Genomic DNA, 14,881 nt, shown 5'->3' on the forward strand with positions numbered 1-14,881 from the left:
GATACACCAAGGCCAACGGTCAACGCGATCGCGTCGCGGCCGCACCAGGAGGGAGGGTGCAACCTTCGCGATGAGATCGAAACGGCGGCGGCCGCCGCCGGGCGAACGAGCGAACGAAGCCAAGTGCTACCGCGGCACGGAATGGCCATTTTGCCACTCATGCACTCGCCTCCCGAAGAAGGGCATTTGTCGCTTTACGTCCAGTGATGCGTGACTGAGAACACGCAAGAAGCAAGTGTAGCCAGCCACAACAAATTTCTGGTTGACAGTGAATATCAACCCGCAATATGAAACCCCGGGAATCGAGAGGCAGGGGATCAGCGCCAAAATCCTTTATCACCACGGCCCGAGGTCCAGCCCATCGCAAAGCTCTGCCACGACAAGGGAAAGGAATCAGGTGAAGATGAGTAGAAGTCTCGGATATGGAATGGTCGTCATCGGCGTAGTCGCAACCATTTCCTGGCTGGCCTGCAGACCATCCGATGTCACAGGAAGCAAAGGGCATGAGGCTCCTCGCAGTGAAAAAAGCACTTCGCCAACGGATGTCGCATCTGAATCAAGCATTCATCAATCCTTGCGTTCTCCACCCCAATCCATCGAATCAAAAGTGGCTTTGAGTGGGAAGGCATTTCTGCTCAAGATCGAAGCACCTCACTACGAAGGCGATGCCTCGGAATACATTGACAGGCGCATCGCGGCTGCACGGGCGGGCGATGCCCAGTCGAGCTATGAGATCCACAACCGCATTGCCAGCTGCAAGCGGGCGCTTAACTCAGGTGATGCCGATGAGTACAAGGCCTACGCATCAGTGGGCCTGGGGGAGCAGTACTCAAGGAAGATCGAACAGGAGATTGACCACTGCCAAGGACTGATAGGGCGAACGGAAATCGGAGATGAGAATTGGCTCTCTCTTGCTGCCGCCCAAGGATCGGTCGAAGCGAGACTGATTTTCGCCAAAGACCCGAAAGCCATCATTGGCGACTTGACTGAGGCGCTCAAGGATCCGGAGCGGATAACCAATTATCGAAGGGATGCGATTGATTATCTTAGTGAGTCGGTATCACTGGGAAGCGTCGACTCGATTGAAGCCCTTACTGACATCCATGACCGAGGGATCATTGCCGATAAATCCCCTGAAAAGAGCCTTGCATACTGGCTCGCATATCAGCGCGCGCAACCCAACAGCCGATCGGCGGCGTCCATTGCGAGGCTCTCCAAACTGTTACAGCCCAACCAGATAGAGCGATCCAACGAGATGTCTGAGGCTATATACAGATCCTGCTGCTTGTAATCCAACAAAAGTTTCCTACTCACCCAACATGGCGCACGATGAAAGCAATGATTTCGAAGAAATGGTTGATTGCAACTTCCCTGGTGGTCGCAATTGCAGCCCTTCCCATGGCTTATGCGATTTGGCCCTTTGATCCTGCCCCCACCGTCTTTGGCCCAGTCAACTGTAGTACGTGTCAGTTGCAGGCTCGAATTCCAGACAACGCCACGAAGGCGTTCCTGAATAGATACAGAGATGTAACGAACGAGCAGAGAAAGGGGGGATTCGAATTCTCAATTCAGGCAGGTTCCAAAGTCATCGTCTGCAACGCGACGCACTGCGCCACCTACGAGTTGACAGACAGCAATGACTGGAACGGAACCAACCAGGAGCCCATCACGCGTCCGCCCTCCAGTCGCGGCAGCGCTGGCGGCGGCAGCGGAGGAGGTAGTGGTGGCACGGGCGGAGCCAACCTGGGTGGAGGCTGCCACGGCAACTGCGGAGGCAGCGGCAGCGGAAAGGTAACGATCAAACCGATTACTCCTATTCGCCCGAAGTAGCATTGGAAGCGCAGAACAGATCAGGCAAGCGGGAACAGCACCTCCCGCTTGCATGAACATCAGCATTGATCCTGCAACGGCGAGAAGTAGTGGAAGCGCGACGACCGGATCCCGCATCGAGGCGCCCCGGATGTGCAGCAGTGGATGCGCAACGAATGACCCTTCCCAGGCACCGGCATCGGTATCAACTGAAATGTAGACACTGCATAGGCATCGAACGCAAAAGGCACCGCATAGCGGTGCCTTTGAAATGATGTAAGCCACTGGATGAGTTGGTGGGCCCACCAGGATTCGAACCTGGAACCAAGGGATTATGAGTCCCCTGCTCTAACCGTTGAGCTATAGGCCCTGCGCAGCCTCACAGTGTAGTGAGGCCGCCATCGGGATTCCACTGCGCGCCACCCCAGGCCCTCACGCCATTACTGCCCCAGGCGCTGCATCAACCGCTCCAACGGCGCACGGTTGTGGTATTCCCCGCGCAGGCTGCGCTCGCGCTCGTCGCACTGTCCGTTGTCGGCCACCACCAGGTCGGTGCCGCGCAGCAGTACCCGCGTCGTGCAGCGCCCCTGATGCAGATGCAGCACGTCCTCATCCTCCTCTGCTGCAGCACGGCCCAGAACCCGCGGCGCCGCTCCCTCGTCGCTACCGGGCACGCTCAGTTCGAATGCGTCGCCCTTGGCTGCGATGTCGATGGCATTTCCGTCGCTGCGTTCCCAATGGGCGACCCAGTCGGTCAGGCTGGTCTCGACGTAGTTGCTGGTTTTCATCACGCGCGATTCCGGCGCCCAGCCCACCACTTCCTTGCTCGGCGAACGTGCTTTCACGCAGTAGTAGCTGTTCCAGCGGTCGCCGATCACCAGGCCGGTGCCCGGTTCCATCTCCTCGCCACTGCGGCACCCGTCCCGTTCCTCGTCCAGGCAGCCTTCTGCCTCGCCCAGCAGCAGCACCTGCCCGGCGTCGACCACGCGGCCCACGGCATAGTCGAACTGGCTGCTGAAGAAACTCTCGGCATTGCATGGCGGTGGTTGCGGAGTATCCGCCCAGGCAACCAGCGGTGACAGCGAGAGCAGCAGGATCGGCAGTTTCATCGGCATTCCATTGACCAGGGCGAAAACAGGACACGTATCCTATCCCGTCGCCTGCAACGCGGATGATCGCAGGCAAAAAACAAACCCCGCTTGCGCGGGGTCTGTCAGGTGCTTCATGTGCAGCGGATACGCGTCAATCGATATCCAGGAAGCTGCGCAGCTGCTCCGAGCGGCTCGGGTGACGCAGCTTGCGCAGGGCCTTCGCTTCGATCTGGCGGATGCGCTCGCGGGTCACGTCGAACTGCTTGCCGACCTCTTCCAGCGTGTGGTCGGTGTTCATGTCGATGCCGAAGCGCATGCGCAGCACCTTGGCTTCCCTCGGGGTGAGGCCGGCCAGCACGTCGCGCACGGTTTCAGACAGGTTGATGTTGGTGGTGTTCTCGATCGGGGACTCCACGTTGGTGTCCTCGATGAAGTCGCCCAGATGGGAATCCTCGTCGTCGCCGATCGGGGTTTCCATCGAGATCGGCTCCTTGGCGATCTTCATCACCTTGCGGATCTTGTCTTCCGGCATGTCCATTTCCTTGGCCAGCTCCTCCGGCGTAGCCTCGCGGCCGTACTGCTGGAGCATCTGGCGGGAAATGCGGTTCAACTTGTTGATCGTCTCGATCATGTGCACCGGAATACGGATGGTGCGCGCCTGGTCGGCGATCGAGCGGGTGATCGCCTGGCGGATCCACCAGGTGGCGTAGGTCGAGAACTTGTAACCGCGGCGGTACTCGAACTTGTCCACGGCCTTCATCAGGCCGATGTTGCCTTCCTGGATCAGGTCGAGGAACTGCAGGCCGCGGTTGGTGTACTTCTTGGCGATCGAGATCACCAGGCGCAGGTTGGCCTCGACCATTTCCTTCTTGGCCTTGCGCGCCTTGGCTTCACCGTAGGCCATGGCACGGCTGATTTCCTTCAGCTCTTCCAGGTCCAGCTGGGTCAGCTTCTCGATGTCGATCGTCGCCTGCTGTTCGGCGATGATCTGGTCCTTCACTTCGCGCAGGGCCGAAGACCACTTCTGCTTGCGCTTCAGTGCGTCTTCCACCCACTCCAGGTTGGTCTGGTTGCCTTCCCAGGAGCGGATGAAGTCCTTGCGCGGCATGCGGGCAGTAACGGTCGCCAGGTTCAGCACGCGGCGCTCATGGGCCTTGATCGACGCCATGGTGTCGCGCAGCTGCTTGGTCAGCACGTCGGTCAGCGGCAGCGGCAGCTTCAGGGTGACGAACACCGCGGACATCTCTTCGCGCAGGCGCGGCAGGTTCTTCTTGTCGCCCTTGGTCGCCGCCTTCTTGAAGGCATTGAAGGCATCGCTCAGCGCCTGCATGCGCGCAGCGACTTCCTCCGGATCCGGACCGGTCGGTGCGGCTTCTTCCTCGCCACCCTCGACATCATCGTCCTCGTCCTCGTCGCCTTCGGCGTCGGCATCGCTGCTGTCATCGGCAGCAGCCGCCGGCGGCGCCGGCTCTTCGTCGGCCAGGTCGTTGAAGCCAACGATCACTTCGGCCAGGCGCTTCTTGCCTTCCTTGTGGGCTTCGTAGTCGGTCAGCAGCGACTCGACCGAGACCGGGAACTGGCCGAGGGCGGCCTGGACCTGCGAAAGGCCTTCCTCGATGCGCTTGGCGATGGCGATTTCGCCTTCGCGGGTCAGCAGCTCGACGGTGCCCATTTCGCGCATGTACATGCGCACCGGGTCGGTGGTACGGCCACCTTCGGTGTCGAGCGCGCTCAGCGCAGCGGCGGCTTCTTCGGCCGCGGTGTCATCGACTTCGCGGTTACCGGTGTTGCCGTCGTTGAGAAGCAGGGTTTCCACATCCGGCGCAACTTCATGGACATCGATGCCCATGCCGTTGATCATGCCGATGATGTCTTCGATCTGTTCCGGGTCGACCATGTCGTCCGGCAGATGGTCATTGACTTCGGCGTAGGTCAGGTAGCCCTGTTCCAGGCCCTTGCTGATCAGTTGCTTGATTTCGGATTGGGCAGGACGTTCGTTGGCCATGTAGTGCTCGCGCCACCGGCTAGGGAGAAATAGGGAACGTAGCATTATACCAGCCCGGGGCCCTGCCTGCCGGGCGGTGGTCCCGCAGGCTCAGGGCCTGAGAAGGAAGGTCACGGGACCGTCATTGACCAGGCTGACGACCATATGGGCACCAAACCGGCCCGTTTCCACCCCTGGCGCGTGATTTTCACGGCAGATGTCGACAAATCGATTGAACCCGCGTTCAGCCTCGTCCGGCGGCGCGGCGCTGGTGAAGCTGGGCCGCATGCCCGAACGGGTATCGGCCGCCAGGGTGAACTGGCTGACCAGCAGCAGCCCGCCGCCGGTATCGCGCAGCGACCGGTTCATCTTTCCGGCCTCGTCGGCGAACACCCGGTAGCCCAGCAGGCGCTCGGCCATCCGCTGCAGCTGGGCCTCGGTATCGCCCGGTTCCATGCCGACCAGGGCCAGCAGGCCGGGGCCGATCTGCCCCACCACCTCCTCGTCGACATGGACGGCGGCCTGGCTGACACGCTGGATCAGGACGAGCATCGTGGGCTTCCAATGAACGGGGCCGGCCACGATAGCAGCGCCCTTGGCTAAACTGGCGCCGATGAATCCGCAACGCAAAGCCCGGCTGGTCTACCGCGCCACCACCCTGTTCGCCCGCCTGCCCTGGCCGCTGCTGCGGGGGTTCGCGTACGCCCTGGCGTGGACGTGGGTCCGTCTCAACGCTCGTGAGAGCCGCGTCACCCGGCGTAACCTCGAACTGGCCTACCCGGAGCTGGACGGTCCTGCACGCGACCGCCTGCACCGCGAACTGCTGCGCTCCACCGCGCTGCAGGCCATCGAGACCCTGCGCCTGTGGAGCCAGCAACCGGCCGACAACCTGCGCCTGCACCTGAAGCAGCGCCACGGCGAAGCCCTGTACGACGCGGCCCTGGCCAGCGGCAAGGGCGTGATCGTGGCCGCGCCGCACTTCGGCAACTGGGAGCTGCTGAACCAGTGGCTGGCCTCGCGCGGGCAGATCGCCATCGTCTACAAGCCACCGGAAGACGAGGCCAGCGATGCCTTCCTGCAGCTGGTGCGGGGCGGCCAGAACGTGCAGCAGGTGCGCGCCGAGGGTCCGGCCGTGCGCCAGCTGTTCAAGGTACTCAAGGACGGCGGTGCCACCGGCATCCTGCCCGACCAGCAGCCCAAGGCCGGCGACGGCGTGTTCGTGCCGTTCTTCGGCGTGCAGGCACTGACCATGACCCTGGTCAACCGGCTGGCCGAGCGCACCGGCGCCACCGTGCTGTATGGCTGGTGCGAACGCATCGGGCCGGACATGGAATTCGCCCTGCACATCGAGCCGACCGACCCGGCTGTTGCTGATCCGGACCCGCAGGTGGCGGCCACCGCGCTCAATGCTGGCATCGAGCGCATCGCCCGCCGCGACCCGACGCAGTACCAGTGGACCTACAAGCGCTATACGCTGCGGCCACCGGGCAGCGGCGAGGAAGACCCATACGCGACCGAAGAGCATCCGCACTGACGGCTGTCCGGTCACCTGCGACCGGCGGCCGCACCACGTTGAATACGACGCCGGCGCCCCCATAGAGACTGCGATGTCCGCCTCCCCCGGTCCTGCCATGCCTGCTGCCTCTTCCCTGTTCGGCGATCCCGCCGCGATCCGCTGCGAACGCGCGGTGGCCGAACTGCGTGCCGGCCGCCCGGTGCTGCTCCACGATGGCCAGGGCCAGCGCCTGGCGGTGATCGCCTTGGACAGTGCCACCGCCAGCAGCTTCGCTGCCTTCGCCGCTGCCGCGCGCGAACGCCACTACCTGTTCCTGACCGCCACCCGCGCCCGCGTGCTCGGCGTGGAGGCCCCGGAAGGCGCGCGCCTGCCGCTGGCCGGTGTCGCCTTCGATGCCCTGCCCTCGCTGGGCTACCTGCGCGAGCCCGGCCCGATGCCGGATGGCTGGAGCGCTGGTGACGCCTTCGATGCCGGCGCGGTGGAGCTGGCCCGGCTGGGCCTGCTGCTGCCGGCAATGGTGGCTGTGCGCCTGGATGCAGATGACAGCACCTTCAATGGCGCTGCTGAAGTGGCGCTTTGCGATCTGGCCGAGGGCGCGGCCCACGCCACCCACGACTACGAACTGGTGGCGCGCTCGCCGGTGCCGCTGCGCGACGTCGGCATGACCACCTTCGCGGTGTTCCGCGGCGGCGTGGCCCAGCGCGACCAGGTCGCGATCATCGTCGGCGAACCAGACCTGTCGGCGGTGGTGCCTGTACGCGTGCACTCCTCGTGCCTGACCGGCGACCTGTTCGGCTCACTCAAGTGCGACTGCGGCGACCAGCTGCGGCGCGGCCTGCGCAAGCTGAAGGAACTGGGCGGCGGTGTGCTGCTGTACCTGGACCAGGAAGGCCGCGGCACCGGCATCGCCGCCAAGATGCGCGCCTACGGCTACCAGCACGACGGCCTGGACACCATCGATGCCGATGCACAGCTGGGCTTCGGTGCCGACGAGCGCCGCTACGGCAGTGCGGTGGCGATGCTGCATGGCCTGGGCATTTCGCGCGTGGCCCTGCTCAGCAACAACCCGATCAAGGCACAGCGCCTGCGCAACGCCGGCATCGAGGTGCTGGACTGCATTCCGGTCACCGGCGAGATCACCGCCGAGAACGAGCATTACCTGCGCACCAAGGCCGATCGCGCAGGCCACATGCTGGATGTCGACGCGCTGATCCAGGCTGCGCAGTAACGCAGCCGACCTGCTACCGTCTGCGCGGTGCGGTCTCGGCCGCCATCGCCCGCCCTGCCGCCTGACGGAGCCCGCGTGACCGACGTCCTCCTGCCCTCCCCGCCCACCGATGCCTGGCAGTCGCTGCCGCAACGCGCTGCCCGCCTCGCTGCACTGGAAGGCGCCTTCGGCGGCCTGTTCGTGCCGGGCCTGCCGCTGGCCGCGGCCGCATGGTTCTTCGATCTGCCCGGCGGCCTGTGGACGGCCGCCCTTGGGCTGCTGATCGGCATCGTCTTCGGCGCCTGGCTCGGCCGCCGGCGCTTGACCCGCACCCGCTGGCGGCTGGATGCCCAGGGGCTGGGCCTGCGCCGCGACCTGATGTGGCAGCTGGAAACGCGCATCCCCATTTCGCGCGTGCAGCACCTGGACCTGCGTCGCGGCCCGCTGGAACGCCGCGCCGGCCTGGCCACGCTGATCGTGCACACCGCCGGTACCCGCATGAGCGCGGTGACCGTAAGCGGCCTGGATGAAGCCGACGCCGAGCGCCTGCGCGACACCCTCTCGCACCAGCTGGACCAGGACGCCGACGCCCTGTGAGCCTGCCGCCGCCCTTGCCCGCATCGCTGCCTGCCGGTGGCGAGGACCATCGCCTGCACCCGTGGTCGTGGCTGTTCGTGCTGCTGATGCAGCTGCGCCACTACTTCCTGCCACTGGTGGCGCTGCTGGTGTTCGGCCAGCGCGGCGATCGCGACCCGATGTGGGCGCAGCTGATTCCGCTGTCTGCGATTGCCGCGCTGGTGCTGGTCTCGGTGCTGCAGTACCTCAGCTACCGCTACCGCATCGGCAGCGATGCGATCACCGTGCGCAGCGGGCTGCTGGCGCGCAACCGCCGCGAGATCCCATTCGCCCGCATCCACAACGTGGAAGTGCGGCAGAACCCGCTGCACCGTCTGTTCGGCGTGGCCGAGCTGCGCCTGGAATCGGCCGGCGGCGTGCGCCCGGAAGCGGAGATGCGCGTGCTGAAGCTGGACCAGGCGCTGGCGCTGGAACGACTGGTGCGCCAGCGTGGGCAGGCACCGCAGGCCGCTGACGTTGTCGCCGCCCCCTCGTTCACCGACGCCGACACCGAACAGGTGCTGCTGCGCCTGTCGAGCTGGGACGTGGTGCGCATGGGCCTGCTCTCCAACCGCGGTTGGGCACTGGCGATCGCCGCCTTCGGTGTGCTGTTCCAGACCGTGCCGCGGCCGGTGATGGACGCGGCCATCCAGCGTGGCGGCCAGGAAGCCTTCGGCTATGCCAGCCACCTGCATCCCGGCGTGGCCGGCGCCTTCCTGCTGCTGGCTGCCGCACTGCTGCTGGGCTGGCTGGCGCTGCGAGCGCTGTCGGTGGTGCTGACCCTGCTGCGCTATCACGGCTTCACCCTCAGCGAGCAGGATCGCCGCCTGACCGTGTCGGCCGGCCTGCTCAGCCGCACCCGGAGTAGTGTCGCGCGTCGCCGCATCCAGGCCTGGACGCTGCGCGAAAGCACCCTGCATCGCTGGTTCGGCCTGCGCCAGCTGCGCATCGACAGCGCTGCCGGCGGCCCTTCGCGCGATGAGGATCGCGCCCTGCGCGAGCTGGCGCCGCTGGCAACCCAGGAGCGCTGCACGCAGCTGGTGCAGCACCTGCTGCCACAACTGCAGTGGCCACCGGCGCAGTGGCAGTCCATCCCGCAGCGTGGCTGGTGGCGGCTGTGCCTGGGCGCGCTGGTGCTGGTGCCGTTGCTGGCAGCGGCCGCGTACTGGCGCTGGGGATCGTGGGGGCTGGTCGTGCTCGCATGGCTGCCGGTGGCGCTGCTGGTGGCACATCGGCAGATGGCGCGCATGGGCTGGTACCTGGATGACCACTACGTGGCCGTGCGCGGCGGCTGGTGGAAGCGCTGGTGGCGCTGGGCCGAGCTGGACAAGGTGCAGGGCCTGCGCCTGCAGCGTTCACCGCTGGACAAGCTGCTCGGCACCAGCAGCCTGCAGCTGGATACCGCCGGTGCACACGGTGATGTGGCGTTGACCCTTCACTACCTGCCGCAGGCGCAGGCGCAACACGTGATGGAGCAGCTGGCGGCGGCGCTGGCACGGCGCAAGCTGCGCTGGTAAGCAATACAGGTAGTGCCGGCCGCTGGCCGGCAACCGGAGACATTCCCGAGGTTGCCGGCCAGCGGCCGGCACTACCGCGAGCGGGGCCGTGCATCCACGCATGGCGTGGATCCACATCAACCCGATCAGCGCTGCGACGGGCCCCAGTACCCCAGGTCCTTGCGGATCTGCAGGTCGCGCACCCAGCTGCCGAATGGCTTGCGCCGCAACACACCCATTTCACCGGACAGGAAATCCTCGGTGGCCGCGATCACCCGCTCGCTGGACAGGCCATCGCGGTATGGATGGATGGCGTCGGCGTAGCGCACGATCTCCGCCTGCAGCGCGGCGTCCGGATGCAGCGCACGCTGCAGCATCACCGGCAGCTGCGCCGGGTCGTCGAAGTCGATCATGTGCGGCTTGGGCACGCGGTTGCGGAAGGTCACCACCGGCTTGTGCTGGACGATGAACTCCGAAACGATCGACGAGGTGTCCGACACCAGCACATCGGCGGCGCGTTGCGCGGCCATCACCTGCTCGGGCTCGATGAAGCGGGCATTGGCACCGGCCAGCGCGCGGTAGCGCTCGAACAGTTCCGGTGGGCACTTCGGGTGCAGGGTCAGCAGCCAGTAGCGGTTGCCCTCGGCGATGTCAGCGGCGATCTGCGCATGCAGGTGTGGCGCTGCACTCAGGCGCTCGGTGAAGGTCGAACCGAACAGGATCACCGGACGCCCGCCCGCCGCTGCGCGCAACGCGGCGCTCTCGCCACCGTCGTCGCGGAACAACGGGTCCAGCTTCGGCCAGCCGGTCTCGGCCACCGCGAAGTGGCCCTGCAGGGCGGCGATCTCACGGAACGGCCCGGTGGTGGCCGGCCCCTGCGTGCAGTACAGGTCGAACATGCCGCGCACCCGGAAGTGGCCGCGCGCACTGTCCCGCTTCTCCACGTTGAAGCCATGGAACAGCTGCACCTTGGCGCCGGACAGGAAGGTCGGCACCCAGTTGGCGGCGCTGAACACGGCACGCGGCCGCATCGCCAGGGCCTGTTTCAGGCCGATGTTGGGCACACCCGGCAGGCTGCTGCCGGCCGCGCCGTCCTCGAACCAGGCCGCCACCTCCTGCCCGGAGGCGTGCAAGGCCTGCGCCAACGGGGCGAGAATAGGCAGCGCATAGCGCTCCGTCGCAAACAACAGGTACCCGGCCATCATGTCCTCCACGACCGCTCCCATCGAACGGCCTCGCATCTCGGCCTGCATTATCGCGTTCAACGAGGCCGGCCGCATCGGCGACTGCCTGGCCTCGCTGGCCTTCTGCGACGAGATCATCGTCGTGGACTCGTGCTCCACCGATGCCACCGTGGCCATCGCCGAGGCCGCAGGCGCCCGCGTGCTGCAGCGCGCGTTCGATGGTTTCCGCAGCCAGAAGGCATTCTGTGTGGAGCAGGCCCGCCACGACTGGGTGCTGTGCCTGGATGCCGATGAGCGGATCAGCCCGGAACTGCGCGCGGCCATCGAACAGGCCCGCGACGGTGGCTTCGCCGGCCATGCCGGCTATCGCTTCGCGCGCCTGTCGGAGTACTTCGGCAAGTTCCTGCGCCATGGCAACGCCTACCCGGACCGGGTGATGCGCCTGTTCGACCGCCGCCGCGGCGGCTGGCGCGGCAAGCGCGAGATCCACGAGGCGGCCAGCGTCGACGGCAGTGTCGGCACCCTGCGCGGCGATCTGGTCCATTACCCGTACCGCTCCCTGCAGCAGCAGCTGGCCAAGACCGAGAAGTACGCGCGGATGATGGCCGAGCACGAGTTCGCACGCGGCAAGCGGGCCACGCTGAGCAAGCTGGTGCTGGCCCCGGCCTGGCGGTTCTGGCGCGGCTTCGTGTTCCGCGGTGGCTTCCGCGACGGCTGGCACGGTCTGGTCTACGCCTATGTGCGCGCCAACTACGTGCGCCAGAAGACCATCATGCTGTGGATGCTGGGCAACGGCCAGGCCGTGGCCGACCCGCCGAACCGCTGATCGCCGGGCCCTGCCCGGCGCGACGCGGCATCACGACCCGGTGATCGCCCGGTGGCGCGTGCCTTCGACGATCGACAGGCCGGTCAGCAGGCCGACCAGGGTCACGTAGAAACTGGCCGTCATCTGGTGCGCGAACATCGACTGGGTCAGCCCGCACAGCGCGTAGGTGATCACCAGCATGACGCCGGCTGCGGCCGGCCCCCGGAAGGTCGCCCGTCCACTGCGGCGATGCAGGCGCACGAACAACCACAGCGGGATGCCATACACCGCCAGCAACAGCAGCAGGCCCGGTACGCCCTGGGTCGCCGCCCATTCGGCCACGTCGTTGTGTGCATGCCCCAGGTGGCAGCGCAATTCTGCCGGGTTCTCCCGGCAGACCGGCACGCGCTGCATCGCACTGTCGAAATGACCGATGCCAACACCCACCAGCGGATGATCGAGGAAGGTCTGCCAGGCCACCTGCAGGCGCTCGACGCGGGCGCCGGCGGAAGAATCACTGTCGCCCAGCTCCATCCGCTGCACGTCGCTGTGCAGCTCGCTCAGGCGGACCTGGTGGCGCAGCTCCGGTACCGACAGCAGCAGCGTCGCACCGATCGCCAGCATGCCGGCCAGCACCGACAGGCGCGCCGCACCGGTGCGCCAGCGCAGGCTCAGCGCCAGCACCACCAGCAGCGCCAGCAAGGCGGCGAACACACCGCGGCTGCCGGTCAGCACGATGGTGCCGCAGCCGGCGGCCATGCCGAGGATCACCAGCGACCAGCGCCGCGATGGGCGGCAGAACACCAGCAGCACCATCAACACCATCACGATGTCGGCCAGCACGATGGCGTTGGTGAACAGCTCCGCGCGCGGGGCGCCGCCCAGCACCTGCCACAGCGACATCGCAAAGGTGGCGAGCAGGCCGGTCAATGATCCGTACCAGAGCCACCGCAGGTTGGGACGCAGCGCGCAGACCCACAGCGCGATCCATGGGATCACCACGAACCGCGAACGGTTGTCGACGTCACGCAGGCCCTGTTCGAACAGCACCACCGACAGTACGCCGAGCGCCAGCACCGCCAGCATCAGCCAGGCCAGTACCTTCACTGGCTGGCCGGCCATGCCGCGCGCGCGCCACAGCAGCTCCGGCGCCAGCAGGGTGCTGAGCAGCAGCAGGAGACCGTACGGCAACAGGTTGATCGGCACGGTCAGCACCAGTGCCGGCAGGCAGAACAGGCCCAGCTGGGCCAGCCCGTGTGCAACCCCCTGGCGCCCACCGACGGGAACGCCCAGCGGGTCGCCGGCCATGAAGTTCAGGTTGTCCGGTGAAGCTGGCACGTCGGGAAGTATCGCTGCAATCTGCTGGAAGAACGGGAAGGACCAACGGGGGCCGTCCCAGCCTGCTGTTTTACTGCCTTTGGGCCCGCTTGGGCAGACTGGACAAGCGGAAATCGTGCTGGCTAGTCATGTTCCTGCAAACGCCGTTCACGTTCCCGCTCCTCGGCAGTGACCACGCAGGGCACCGTCACCGCCGCCGCCGGCACCAGCCACCAGCGCCGCCGGTTGGCCACGCCGGCCAGTTCAGAGCGGTTGCGGTCGACGCACGACAGCATCGCGTACTCGTGGACCAGCAGCCAACGACGTCCGGGCACCAGCCGCTGCCAGCGCGTGGCCGCCACCAGCTGCTCGTCCCAGTCAGTCTCGAAACCGAAGGTCGCCGCGGGTCGGTCGGCCAGCAGCAGGTGCTGCTCCTTCCAGGCCACCAGCCCCAGCTCGGCATCGGGGCCCAGACGGGTACCGACCGTGCGCATCAGGCCACGGGCGGAACTGGAATCGTTCAGCAGCGGGTAGCCGACCAGGCTGTACAGCACCCAGACCATCGCCAGGGTCGACACCAGCGCAAGCTGTCGGCGACGGCCGCAGGCCAGCAGACTCAATCCGCCCCACAGGCCCATCGCCAGGATCGTCCACGCCAGCGCGTCGACGGCCCCGGGGGCCAGCCCGCGGCTGTGGGTCAGGCGCAGCTCGAAGGCCGGGTCACCCAGCACCGCCATCGCGCCGGCCACCGCCAGGCCCAGTGACAGCAGGCCGGTGAACAGCCCCACCACGGCCTGCACATCGCGCCGCTTCAGCAACCCCGGCAACAGCGGTGCCAGCACCAGGCAGAACATCGGCAGCGCCGGCAGGATGTAGACGTCGCGCTTGCCGGCGGGAATCGAGAAGAACAGCACCACCATCAGCCACCAGGCCAGCGGCAGCAGATAGCGCGGGTCGCGGCGTTGCAGCCGGCGGCGCCAGGCCGGAATCGCCCAGGGCAGGGCCAGAAACGCCGGGATCCACATCAGCGGCATCGTCGCCAGGAAGTACCAGGCGGGCTGGTGGTGGTCCCAGGAATGGGTGTAGCGCTGCGCCGTCTGCTGGAACAGGATGTCGTCCATGTAGGCGCGGTACTCGTCCGAGCCGGTGGCAAAGCCGGCCAGCAGCATCGGCGCCAGCCACAACGACACCGCCAGCAGGAAGGCCAGCGGCGCCAGCCAGAAGCGCGCATCGCGCGCGTGCAGGCCCACCCGTGGCCACTGCAGTGCCGCGGCGATTGCCGCGGGTACGATCATCAGCAGCGCCAGCATGCCCACGCCCTTGGTGATCACGCCGATGCCGGCGAAGAACCAGCCCAGCCACCACCAGCGCCAGGCGGGCCCCAGCAGCAGGTGACGCAGCAGGCCGTAGTTGGCCAGGGTGATGAACAGCAGCAGCAGTGGATCGATCTGCGCCTTCTTCGCCTGGAAGGTGAACTGCAGCGCGAACAGCAGCGCCCAGCCGGCATACAGTCCCACCCGCCGCGTCCACAGCCGCCGCCCCAGGTCGACCACGCACCACAGCGTGCCCAGTGCCGCCAGCAGCGAGGGCAGCAGGAAGGCCACGCGCCACTGCCCGATCAGGCTGTACAGCGTGGCCTGCCACCACATCAGCATCGGCGGCTTGTCCGAGTACAGCTCGGTCCCGCGGTGCGGGAACAGCCAATGGCCGCTGTCGAACATCTGCTTGGCCACCAGCGCGAAGCGCGGTTCGTCCGACGGCCACGGATCACGAAGGCCCAGCCCGGCCCCCAGCACCAGCAGGGCCATCACCACGAACAACCACGTCTCGCGCGACGCGCGGGATTTCAGCATGGGA

General features: G+C 66.5%; 13 protein-coding genes and 1 tRNA gene. 7 read left to right on the forward strand and 7 right to left on the reverse strand.

The window, feature by feature from the left end; genetic code table 11:
- Window positions 1-403: 403 nt before the first annotated feature.
- Together DFO63_RS09565 and DFO63_RS21985 are read left to right on the forward strand one after the other, a co-directional pair.
- Complete coding sequence (locus tag DFO63_RS09565; protein ID WP_147416423.1) at window positions 404-1,291, forward strand: hypothetical protein; 888 nt, start codon at window positions 404-406, stop codon at window positions 1,289-1,291.
- Window positions 1,292-1,329: 38 nt separating this feature from the next.
- A complete protein-coding gene (locus tag DFO63_RS21985) occupies window positions 1,330-1,830 on the forward strand; it encodes a hypothetical protein (protein ID WP_147416426.1) in 501 nt (166 codons plus the stop codon).
- A gap of 273 nt (window positions 1,831-2,103) precedes the next feature.
- On the opposite strand, the gene DFO63_RS09570 is transcribed toward DFO63_RS21985, so the two are convergent.
- The 4 genes from DFO63_RS09570 to dtd form a co-directional block, all read right to left on the reverse strand.
- Window positions 2,104-2,179: transfer RNA gene (locus tag DFO63_RS09570), tRNA-Ile, on the reverse strand.
- A 70-nt stretch (window positions 2,180-2,249) separates the two neighbouring features.
- Window positions 2,250-2,918 (reverse strand): hypothetical protein, encoded by a 669-nt coding sequence (locus DFO63_RS09575; RefSeq protein ID WP_030002860.1) that lies wholly within the window; start codon window positions 2,916-2,918, stop codon window positions 2,250-2,252.
- A 133-nt stretch (window positions 2,919-3,051) separates the two neighbouring features.
- On the reverse strand, window positions 3,052-4,905 hold the full coding sequence (gene rpoD / locus DFO63_RS09580) for an RNA polymerase sigma factor RpoD (RefSeq protein WP_014038623.1): 1,854 nt from the start codon (window positions 4,903-4,905) through the stop codon (window positions 3,052-3,054).
- Between the two features lie 90 nt (window positions 4,906-4,995).
- Complete coding sequence (dtd, locus tag DFO63_RS09585; protein WP_014038624.1) at window positions 4,996-5,436, reverse strand: D-aminoacyl-tRNA deacylase; 441 nt, start codon at window positions 5,434-5,436, stop codon at window positions 4,996-4,998.
- A 61-nt stretch (window positions 5,437-5,497) separates the two neighbouring features.
- On the opposite strand from dtd, the gene DFO63_RS09590 reads away from it, so the two are divergent.
- The 4 genes from DFO63_RS09590 (at window position 5,498) to DFO63_RS09605 (ending at window position 9,739) form a co-directional block, all read left to right on the forward strand.
- Complete coding sequence (locus tag DFO63_RS09590) at window positions 5,498-6,418, forward strand: lauroyl acyltransferase (protein ID WP_049443290.1); 921 nt, start codon at window positions 5,498-5,500, stop codon at window positions 6,416-6,418.
- Between the two features lie 73 nt (window positions 6,419-6,491).
- Entirely contained in the window at window positions 6,492-7,628 is a 1,137-nt protein-coding gene (ribA, locus tag DFO63_RS09595; protein ID WP_119006812.1) for a GTP cyclohydrolase II RibA, read from the forward strand.
- A gap of 75 nt (window positions 7,629-7,703) precedes the next feature.
- On the forward strand, window positions 7,704-8,204 hold the full coding sequence (locus tag DFO63_RS09600; protein WP_119006813.1) for a PH domain-containing protein: 501 nt from the start codon (window positions 7,704-7,706) through the stop codon (window positions 8,202-8,204).
- On the forward strand, window positions 8,201-9,739 hold the full coding sequence (locus tag DFO63_RS09605) for a PH domain-containing protein (RefSeq protein WP_119006814.1): 1,539 nt from the start codon (window positions 8,201-8,203) through the stop codon (window positions 9,737-9,739). The genes DFO63_RS09600 and DFO63_RS09605 overlap by 4 nt, the downstream gene beginning before the upstream one ends.
- A gap of 125 nt (window positions 9,740-9,864) precedes the next feature.
- Here DFO63_RS09605 and DFO63_RS09610 read toward each other — a convergent pair whose 3' ends face one another.
- Window positions 9,865-10,923 (reverse strand): CDP-glycerol glycerophosphotransferase family protein, encoded by a 1,059-nt coding sequence (locus DFO63_RS09610; protein ID WP_101766141.1) that lies wholly within the window; start codon window positions 10,921-10,923, stop codon window positions 9,865-9,867.
- Here DFO63_RS09610 and DFO63_RS09615 point away from each other — a divergent pair.
- Window positions 10,922-11,728 carry a glycosyltransferase family 2 protein gene (locus DFO63_RS09615; protein WP_119006815.1) on the forward strand — a complete coding sequence of 269 codons (807 nt, stop codon included), beginning with the start codon at window positions 10,922-10,924 and terminating at the stop codon, window positions 11,726-11,728. The two genes, DFO63_RS09610 and DFO63_RS09615, sit on opposite strands and share 2 nt — an antisense overlap.
- 30 nt (window positions 11,729-11,758) lie before the next feature.
- On the opposite strand, the gene DFO63_RS09620 is transcribed toward DFO63_RS09615, so the two are convergent.
- Together DFO63_RS09620 and DFO63_RS09625 are read right to left on the reverse strand one after the other, a co-directional pair.
- On the reverse strand, window positions 11,759-13,015 hold the full coding sequence (locus DFO63_RS09620) for an O-antigen ligase (RefSeq protein WP_101766143.1): 1,257 nt from the start codon (window positions 13,013-13,015) through the stop codon (window positions 11,759-11,761).
- Window positions 13,016-13,167: 152 nt separating this feature from the next.
- Window positions 13,168-14,877: a glycosyltransferase family 39 protein gene (locus DFO63_RS09625; protein ID WP_049443286.1), complete on the reverse strand. Its 1,710-nt coding sequence runs from the start codon at window positions 14,875-14,877 to the stop codon at window positions 13,168-13,170.
- Window positions 14,878-14,881: the final 4 nt, after the last annotated feature.

Origin of the sequence: Stenotrophomonas sp. AG209, assembly GCF_003550055.1 — a bacterium.
In the GTDB taxonomy this organism is placed as follows: domain Bacteria; phylum Pseudomonadota; class Gammaproteobacteria; order Xanthomonadales; family Xanthomonadaceae; genus Stenotrophomonas.